Source organism: Streptomyces sp. NPDC097617 (assembly GCF_044761485.1).
GTDB lineage: Bacteria > Actinomycetota > Actinomycetes > Streptomycetales > Streptomycetaceae > Streptomyces.
Genome location: NZ_JBIWCL010000061.1, coordinates 1 through 8,462, shown reverse-complemented (window position 1 = coordinate 8,462; position 8,462 = coordinate 1). Strand labels below are relative to the sequence as shown.

At 70.8% G+C, this 8,462-nt stretch carries 7 protein-coding genes and 1 pseudogene; 7 read left to right on the top strand and 1 reads right to left on the bottom strand.

Features of this window, described 5'->3' with window-relative positions; all coding sequences use genetic code 11:
• From ACIQZO_RS40220 to ACIQZO_RS40200, 5 genes and pseudogenes are all read left to right on the top strand, one after another.
• A pseudogene (locus ACIQZO_RS40220) lies at window positions 1-369 on the top strand (urease subunit alpha); the annotation flags it as partial.
• Between the two features lie 30 nt (window positions 370-399).
• The gene (locus ACIQZO_RS40215; protein WP_403636350.1) at window positions 400-1,434 is read left to right on the top strand and encodes an agmatine/peptidylarginine deiminase; all 1,035 of its coding nucleotides are present in this window, start codon (window positions 400-402) and stop codon (window positions 1,432-1,434) included.
• A 40-nt stretch (window positions 1,435-1,474) separates the two neighbouring features.
• Window positions 1,475-2,095, top strand: coding sequence for a TetR/AcrR family transcriptional regulator (locus ACIQZO_RS40210; protein ID WP_403636348.1), 621 nt, complete (start codon window positions 1,475-1,477; stop codon window positions 2,093-2,095).
• A 356-nt stretch (window positions 2,096-2,451) separates the two neighbouring features.
• The gene (gene cimA, locus ACIQZO_RS40205; protein ID WP_403636346.1) at window positions 2,452-4,080 is read left to right on the top strand and encodes a citramalate synthase; all 1,629 of its coding nucleotides are present in this window, start codon (window positions 2,452-2,454) and stop codon (window positions 4,078-4,080) included.
• A gap of 77 nt (window positions 4,081-4,157) precedes the next feature.
• A complete protein-coding gene (locus ACIQZO_RS40200; protein ID WP_403636344.1) occupies window positions 4,158-5,486 on the top strand; it encodes a hypothetical protein in 1,329 nt (442 codons plus the stop codon).
• Window positions 5,487-5,523: 37 nt separating this feature from the next.
• Here the strand turns inward: ACIQZO_RS40200 and ACIQZO_RS40195 are convergent, their stop codons facing one another.
• Window positions 5,524-6,144 carry a YceI family protein gene (locus ACIQZO_RS40195; RefSeq protein ID WP_403636342.1) on the bottom strand — a complete coding sequence of 207 codons (621 nt, stop codon included), beginning with the start codon at window positions 6,142-6,144 and terminating at the stop codon, window positions 5,524-5,526.
• 274 nt (window positions 6,145-6,418) lie between these two features.
• Here ACIQZO_RS40195 and ACIQZO_RS40190 point away from each other — a divergent pair, with 274 nt between their 5' ends.
• Window positions 6,419-8,002 carry an acyl-CoA carboxylase subunit beta gene (locus ACIQZO_RS40190; protein WP_403636340.1) on the top strand — a complete coding sequence of 528 codons (1,584 nt, stop codon included), beginning with the start codon at window positions 6,419-6,421 and terminating at the stop codon, window positions 8,000-8,002.
• A gap of 23 nt (window positions 8,003-8,025) precedes the next feature.
• On the top strand, window positions 8,026-8,226 hold the full coding sequence (locus ACIQZO_RS40185; protein WP_403636338.1) for an acyl-CoA carboxylase subunit epsilon: 201 nt from the start codon (window positions 8,026-8,028) through the stop codon (window positions 8,224-8,226).
• Window positions 8,227-8,462: the final 236 nt, after the last annotated feature.

Here is an 8,462-nt window from a genome sequence, read left to right as displayed (position 1 = left end):
CCGCAGATGGTGCTGAAGTCGGGCTTCCCCGCCTACGGCGTCACCGGCGACCCGAACGCCGCCACCGACACCTGCGAACCCCTGGTCCTCGGACCGCAGTTCGGCTCGTACGGAGCCACGGCCGCCGATATCTCCGTCGCCTTCGTCTCCGCCGCGGCCGCCGCCCTGGGCAGCGACGAGATGCCCACCCGACGGCGCCGCGTCGCCGTCCGCGGGACCCGGGGCATCGGCCCCGCGGACCTCCTGCTCAACTCCCGGGTGGGCGCGGTCGATGTGGACGCGCGCAGTGGACTGGTCTCCCTAGACGGGGAACCGCTGCGCTCCGAAGCCGCCGAATCGGTCTCCCTCAACCGCCTGTACTTCCTGTAAGTCGGCACAGCCCGTAAGGACCCGCCTGCCATGACCAAGCCTGTGAACGACGGCTTCCGGATGCCCGCCGAGTGGACGCCCCACGAGCGCACCTGGATGGCCTGGCCCAGCCCCAACCCGACCTTCACCAACGCGCAGGAGCTCGCCGAGGCCCGCGAGGCCTGGGCCGCCGTCGCCCGCGCCGTCCGAGCGTACGAGCCGGTGACCCTCGTGGTCTCGCCCGGCGACGCCGAGAGCGCCCGTGGACTCGTCGGCGACGACGTCCAGCTGGTCGAGCGGGAGCTCGACGACGCCTGGATGCGCGACATCGGCCCGACCTTCGTCACCAATGACGCCGGCGAGCTCGCGGCCGTCGACTGGACCTTCAACGGATGGGGCGGCCAGGAGTGGGCCCGCTGGGACCACGACTCGAAGATCGCCCGGCACGTCTCGGACGTGATCGGCACCCGGACGTACAGCACCGAGCTCGTCAACGAGGGCGGCGCCCTCCACGTCGACGGCGAGGGCACCGTCCTCCTCACCGACACCGTGCAGCTGGGCGAGGGCCGCAACCCCGGCTGGACCCGCCAGCAGGTGGAGGCCGAGATCCACGCCCACCTCGGCACCACCAAGGCGATCTGGCTGCCGTACGGCCTGGCCGGCGACTACGGCACCTACGGCACCCAGGGTCACGTGGACATCGTCGCCGCCTTCGCCCGCCCCGGCGTCGTCATGGTCCACACCCAGCCCGACCCGGCCCATCCGGACCACGAGCGCTGCAAGACCATCGCGGCCATTCTCCGCGCGTCCACCGACGCCCGGGGCCGGCAGCTGGAGGTCGTCGAGATCCCGGCGCCGACCGTGCTGGAGGAGGACGGCGAGTGGGTGGACTACTCGTACATCAACCACTACCTCTGCAACGGCGGCGTCGTGCTGTGCGCCTTCGACGACCCGCGAGACGAGGAGGCCGCCGAGATCTTCCGCGGACTGTTCCCCGAGCGGACCGTGACACTCGTTGACGCACGTACGATTTTCGCCGGGGGTGGCGGCATTCACTGCATCACCCAGCAGCAGCCGAAGGTCTGATCCGCAGACGACCGGCAGCCGACCGACAAGGAGTGGGTCCATGGTGGCGGGTGGAGTACCGGTACGCGCGGCGCGGAAGAACGCGCCCCCGCGCGAGGACGTACTCGTCGCCGCCATGGCCACGATCGCCGAGCGCGGCCTCGAAGGCCTGACCATGGCCGGGCTGGGCCGGGAGGTCGGCATGAGCAGCGGCCACCTCCTCTACTACTTCCGCAGCAAGGACGAGCTCTTGCTGCAGACCCTGGAGTGGAGCGAGGCCGAACTGGGCGGCGAGCGGCGGGCCCTGCTCGCCCGCCGAGGTCCGGTGAGCGAGCGCCTGCAAGCGTACGTGGACCTGTACGTGCCCACCCGCGCCCGCGACCCGCACTGGACGCTGTGGCTGGAGGTCTGGAACCGCTCCCAGAACGCCGGCCCCCAGGAACGCGACCGGCAGGCGGCCATCGAGGGCGCCTGGCACCGCGACCTGGTCGCGCTGCTCGCCGAGGGCATCTCGCGCGGGGAGTTCCGCCCCGTGGACGCCGAACGCGTGGCGACCCGGGTCCGGGCCCTGCTCGACGGATTCAGCATCCAGCTGGCGGTGGGCCTGCCGACGCTGGACCGCGCGTCCATCCTCGCCCACGTGCGGGAATTCCTGGTGGAGACCCTCTCCCCACAGGGGTAGCCGCGCGGACGTTCGAGGCGCGTCATCCGCCCGCGCGACAGGCGTGCCCGCATGCTGAGATCCCTGTCCATCCACGGCGAACGGTGTGGCACACTGCGAGCGTGCCTGCTCAGCTCATGATTATCGCCAGCAGCGCGCCGGTCCCCAGTGGCCGCTGAACCGCGGAAGAACTTCGCGGAAGCGGCCACCGTGCCTCGGACCCGCGCGCAGACCTCTCGCTACCCGCGAGGGGTTTTTTCGTTTCCCGGACCATCCGTGCCGGGACCGGACCGCGCGCGATGATTGGGGGCAGTGACGGCGGCCTGCCCCCCTCGGCAGGCATCCGGAACCACTCATCCGACAGGAGTCAGATCAGCATGACGACGACACCAGAGGCGGCAACTGTGCTGTCAGAAGGCCTGGACGACAGCTTCCACGTCTTCGACACCACCCTGCGCGACGGCGCCCAGCGCGAGGGCATCAACCTCACGGTCGCCGACAAGCTGACGATCGCCCGGCACCTGGACGACTTCGGAGTGGGCTTCATCGAGGGCGGCTGGCCCGGCGCCAACCCCCGGGACACCGAGTTCTTCGCCCGCGCCCGTGCGGAGATCCAGTTCAAGAACGCCCAGTTGGTCGCCTTCGGCGCGACCCGGCGCGCCGGCGGCTCGGCCGCCGCGGACCCGCAGGTGCGGGCCCTGCTGGAATCCGGCGCACCGGTCATCACGCTCGTCGCCAAGTCCCACGACCGGCACGTCGAGCTCGCGCTGCGCACCACCCTGGAAGAGAACCTGGAGATGGTCCGCGACACCGTCTCCCACCTCGTCGCCGAGGGCCGCCGCGTCTTCGTCGACTGCGAGCACTTCTTCGACGGCTACCGCGCCAACGCCGAGTACGCCAAGTCCGTCGTGCGCGCCGCCCACGAGGCCGGCGCCGACGTGGTCATCCTCTGCGACACCAACGGCGGCATGCTGCCCGCCCAGGTGACCGCCACCGTCGCCACCGTCCTCGCCGACACCGGCGCCCGCCTCGGCATCCACGCCCAGGACGACACCGGCTGCGCCGTCGCCAACACGCTGGCCGCGGTGGACGCGGGCGCCACCCACGTCCAGTGCACGGCGAACGGCTACGGCGAACGCGTCGGCAACGCCAACCTCTTCCCCGTCGTCGCCGCGCTGGAGATCAAGTACGGCCGCACGGTGCTCCCCGACGGGGCGCTCGCCGAGATGACCCGGATCTCGCACGCCATCGCCGAGGTCGTCAACCTCACCCCCTCCACGCACCAGCCCTACGTCGGCGTCTCCGCCTTCGCGCACAAGGCGGGCCTGCACGCCTCGGCCATCAAGGTCGACCCGGACCTCTACCAGCACATCGACCCCGAGCGGGTCGGCAACACCATGCGGATGCTGGTCTCCGACATGGCCGGCCGCGCCTCCATCGAGCTCAAGGGCAAGGAGCTCGGCGTCGAACTGGGCGGGGACCGCGCGCTGATCTCCCGGGTCGTGGAGCGGGTCAAGGCGCGAGAGCTCCAGGGCTACACCTACGAGGCCGCCGACGCCTCCTTCGAGCTGCTGCTGCGCGCCGAGGCCGAGGGCCGGGCCCGCAAGTACTTCCGCGTCGAGTCCTGGCGGGCGATCGTCGAGGACCGCCCGGACGGCACCCACGCCAACGAGGCCACGGTCAAGCTGTGGGCCAAGGGCGAGCGGATCGTCGCGACGGCGGAGGGCAACGGCCCGGTCAACGCGCTGGACCGGGCGCTGCGGGTGGCGCTGGAGCGGTTCTACCCGCAGCTGGCCAAGTTCGAGCTGGTCGACTACAAGGTCCGCATCCTGGAGGGCACGCACGGCACGGAGTCCACGACGCGCGTGCTGATCGCGACGACGGACGGCGAACGCGCGTGGTCCACGGTCGGCGTGGCCCCGAACGTGATCGCGGCGTCCTGGCAGGCCCTGGAGGACGCGTTCACGTACGGCCTGCTGCACGCGGGCGTGGAGCCCGCCGAGTAGCCGCCCTCACCGCCGGCTCGGGGCGCCCTTATGTCCAGCTCACACGGGAAAGTACCGGTTCCGGTAGCGTCATGGATATGAGGACCAGGCTGATATCCATACGTGTGGGATCGCTGCTGTCGGGTCTGCTGCTGGCGCTGGCGACGACCGCTCTTGTGGCCGCGCCGCAGGCCTCGGCGGACACCGGGGTCGCAGCCGTGGCGGAGGCCCTCAAGGAGGGTCCGGTCCACGTCGCCCCCGGGGCCGAGGGGCAGCTGTCCACGGCCCAGGCGGACGCGCTCGCGAAGAAGATAAAGGACGCGGGGAAGCCGGTGTTCGTGGCGGTGCTGCCGGCCACGGCCGAGTTCCCCGCGGACAAGGTGCTGAGCGCCGTCCGCGCCGAGACCGGCATCACCGGGCTCTACGCGATCCGGCTCGGCGACGGATTCAACGCCGGCGCCGACCGGGCGGTCATGCCGGCCAATGCCGTGCGCAACCTCAGCGAGGCCGTCAAGACCGGCACCCCGATGGACGCGAACACCCAGCTCAACAACTTCGTGGACCAGGCCCTGCCGCAGGTCAAGGGTGGCGCCCCCGCTTCCTGGGGCACCACCGGCGCCGACGCGGGCGTCCCCGTCGGCGGGCTGGTCGCCCTCGGCGCGGTGGCCGTGGTGGGCGGCGGCGGCGCGTACGCGCTGGTCCGCCGCAACCGCAGGAAGAAGGAAGAGGCCCGGCGCGAGGCCATCGCCCGGCTCGGCGTGGTCGTGGACGAGGACATCACGGCCTTCGGCGAGGAGCTGGAGCGGCTCGACTTCCACCCCGGTGAGCCCGGCGCCGACGACGCGATGCGGACGGACTACGAGCAGGGGCTCGACTCCTACGACAAGGCCAAGCAGATCATGGCCTCGGTGCGGTACCCCGAGGAGGTCAAGGGCGCCACCCAGGCTCTGGAGGACGGCCGCTTCGCGCTGGCCACCCTGGACGCGCGCCGGCAGGGCGGGCCGTTGCCCGAGCGTCGCTCGCCCTGCTTCTTCGACCCGCGGCACGGGCCGAGCACCGAGGACGGCTCCTGGGCTCCGGCGGGTGGGGCCGTCCGTACCGTGCCGGTCTGCACGGCGGACGCCGTACGGCTGCGCGACGGCCTGGACCCGGCGGTCCGTACGGTCGACACCGAGCACGGGCCGCGGCCGTACTACGACGCCGGCCCGGCGTACGGTCCCTGGGCCGGTGGCTACTTCGGCGGCGGCATCCTGCCCGGCCTGCTCGTGGGCACGATGCTCGGTTCGATGATGTCCAGCCCGGCCTACGCCGCGGACTACGGCGGCGGTTTCGAGGGCGGGGACGTCTCGGGGGCCGACTTCAACCCGTCCGACTTCGGCGGCGGGGACTTCGGTGGCGGTGGCTTCGACGGCGGGGGCGGCTTCTAGCCGCCCCCGGTTCCGGGCGCCCCGGCGTCGGGAACGGTCAGGCCTGCTTGATGGCGGAGATGTCGAAGGTCAGCTTCACCTTGTCGCTGACCATCACACCGCCGGCCTCCAGCGCGGCGTTCCACGTCAGGCCCCAGTCGGAGCGCAGGATCTCGGCGGAGCCCTCGAAACCGATGCGCTCGTTGCCGTAGGGGTCGGTGGCCGAGCCGTTGAACTCCAGGTCGATGGAGAGCGGCCGGGTGACGTCCTTGATCGTCAGGTCGCCCGTGACGCGGTACGTGTCTGCGCCCAGCGTGGCCGCGGCGGTGGAGCGGAAGGTCATCAGCGGGAAGGCCTCGGCGTCGAAGAAGTCACCGCCGCGCAGGTGGGCGTCGCGGTCGGCGATGCCGGTGTCGACGGAAGCGATCTTGACCTCGATGGCGGCCGTGGAGCGGGCCGGGTCGGCGCCGTCCAGGTGCAGGGTTCCCTCGTGCCCGGAGAAGGCGCCGCGGACGTTGGTGACCATGGCGTGGCGGACGGTGAAGCCGATGCTGCTGTGGGCCGCGTCGATGACGTAGTCACCGGTGAGGGCGGCGAGCGCCGGGTCGACCTCCAGCGTGGCGACGGCGGCGCCGTCCTGGACGTTCACGTTCTGGCTGCGGCGGCTGAAGATACCCATGACGTGCTCCTCGGTGTGTGGTGGTCGTATCGACCGACTGTCTGTTGAATCTTCAACGACTTCAACGAGGATGACGCTAGACCCATTCCGTTCAAATTTCAACATCTGGTCGAGGTGTCAGGCGGATTTGTGAAAGTCCCACAACAGGGGAGGGTCCCGTCTGGCGGAGTCCGTACATCCTTCGGGCGTACTGTGCGGGCCGGACAGTGGAAGTCTCCCGAGACTGTGCGGAATGAACGGAGGTTTTTCATCGCGATCTTCGTAAGGTCGGTACATGACCGTTGTGGACCAGACCCCGAGCGAGCCGACGGACGCCCGCGGGCGCGTGGCCGAGCTGCACTCGCTGCGTGAGCAGGCGAGGCGCGGCCCCAGCGACCGTGCGACCGAGACGCAGCACGCCAAGGGCAAGCTGACCGCCCGTGAGCGCATCGCGCTGCTGCTCGACGAAGGTTCCTTCCGGGAGGTCGAGCAGCTGCGGCGCCACCGTGCGACCGGGTTCGGCCTGGAGAACAAGAAGCCCTACACGGACGGTGTCATCACCGGCTGGGGCACGGTCGAGGGCCGCACGGTCTTCGTCTACGCGCACGACTTCCGTATTTTCGGCGGCGCCCTGGGCGAGGCCCACGCCACGAAGATCCACAAGATCATGGACATGGCCATCGCGGCCGGTGCCCCGCTGGTCTCCCTGAACGACGGCGCCGGCGCCCGCATCCAGGAGGGCGTCTCGGCGCTCGCCGGTTACGGCGGCATCTTCCAGCGCAACACCAGGGCCTCCGGCGTCATCCCGCAGATCTCGGTCATGCTGGGCCCCTGCGCCGGTGGCGCCGCCTACTCCCCGGCCCTGACGGACTTCGTGTTCATGGTCCGGGACACCTCGCAGATGTTCATCACCGGCCCGGACGTGGTCCGCGCGGTGACCGGCGAGGAGATCACCCAGAACGGCCTCGGCGGCGCCGACGTGCACGCCGAGACCTCCGGCGTCGCGCACTTCGCGTACGACGACGAGGAGACCTGCATCTCCGAGGTGCGCTACCTCATCTCGATGCTGCCCTCCAACAACCGCGAGAACCCGCCCGTCCACGACACGAGCGACCCGGCCGACCGGCGCAGCGAGGTCCTCCTGGACCTGGTGCCCGCCGACGGCAACCGTCCGTACGACATGCTCAAGGTCATCGAGGAGCTCGTCGACGAGGGCGACGTCCTGGAGATCCACGAGCGCTGGGCCCGCAACATCATCTGCGCCCTGGCCCGGATGAACGGCCAGGTCGTCGGCATCGTCGCCAACCAGCCCGGCCACCTGGCCGGTGTCCTGGACATCGAGGCCTCCGAGAAGGCCGCGCGCTTCGTCCAGATGTGCGACGCCTTCAACATCCCGATCATCACGCTGCTGGATGTCCCCGGCTTCCTGCCGGGCGTCGCCCAGGAGCACGGCGGCATCATCCGCCACGGCGCCAAGCTGCTGTACGCGTACTGCAACGCCACCGTCCCGCGGATCTCGCTGATCCTGCGCAAGGCCTACGGCGGCGCGTACATCGTCATGGACTCCCAGTCCATCGGCGCCGACATCACCTACGCCTGGCCGACCAACGAGATCGCCGTGATGGGCGCCGAGGGCGCGGCCAACGTCATCTTCCGCAAGCAGATCGCGGACGCCGAGGACCCCGAGGCCATGCGCGTATGCATGGTCAAGGAGTACAAGGCCGAACTGATGCACCCGTACTACGCGGCCGAGCGCGGCCTCGTCGACGACGTCATCGACCCCGCCGAGACCCGTGAGGTGCTCGTCAGCGCCCTCGCGATGCTCCGCAACAAGCACGCCGATCTGCCGTCGCGCAAGCACGGCAACCCGCCGCAGTAACCGCGAAGGAGACCTGCCACCACATGACCACCGCCACTGACACCCTGCTGCGCGTCGAGAAGGGCAACGCCGAGCCCGAGGAGCTGGCCGCGATCACCGCGATCCTGCTCGCCCGCGCCGCCGCGACGCCCGAGGAGATCTCGGTCGGCGTGCCCCGCCAGGCAGGCTGGCGCCGCCTGGAGCGCACGCCGGGCTTCCGCGCCCCGCACAGCTGGCAGGGCTGAGTTCCCGAGCCCACAAGGCCCCGTACCCGTCCAGGGTGCGGGGCCTTGCGCGTACCCTCCGTGCGCGCTGCCGTGCGTACCTGTGCGCGTACCTCCGTGCGTACCTGCGGGCGCACCGGACGCGCGAAGGCCCCCGCGTCGTGGGCGGTTTCTAGGGGTCCTCGCAACACCTGATGGCTTACGTGGTTGTCAGTAGATCACGCAGGCGCTCGGCTGGGGTTCTCCAGCCGAGCGTT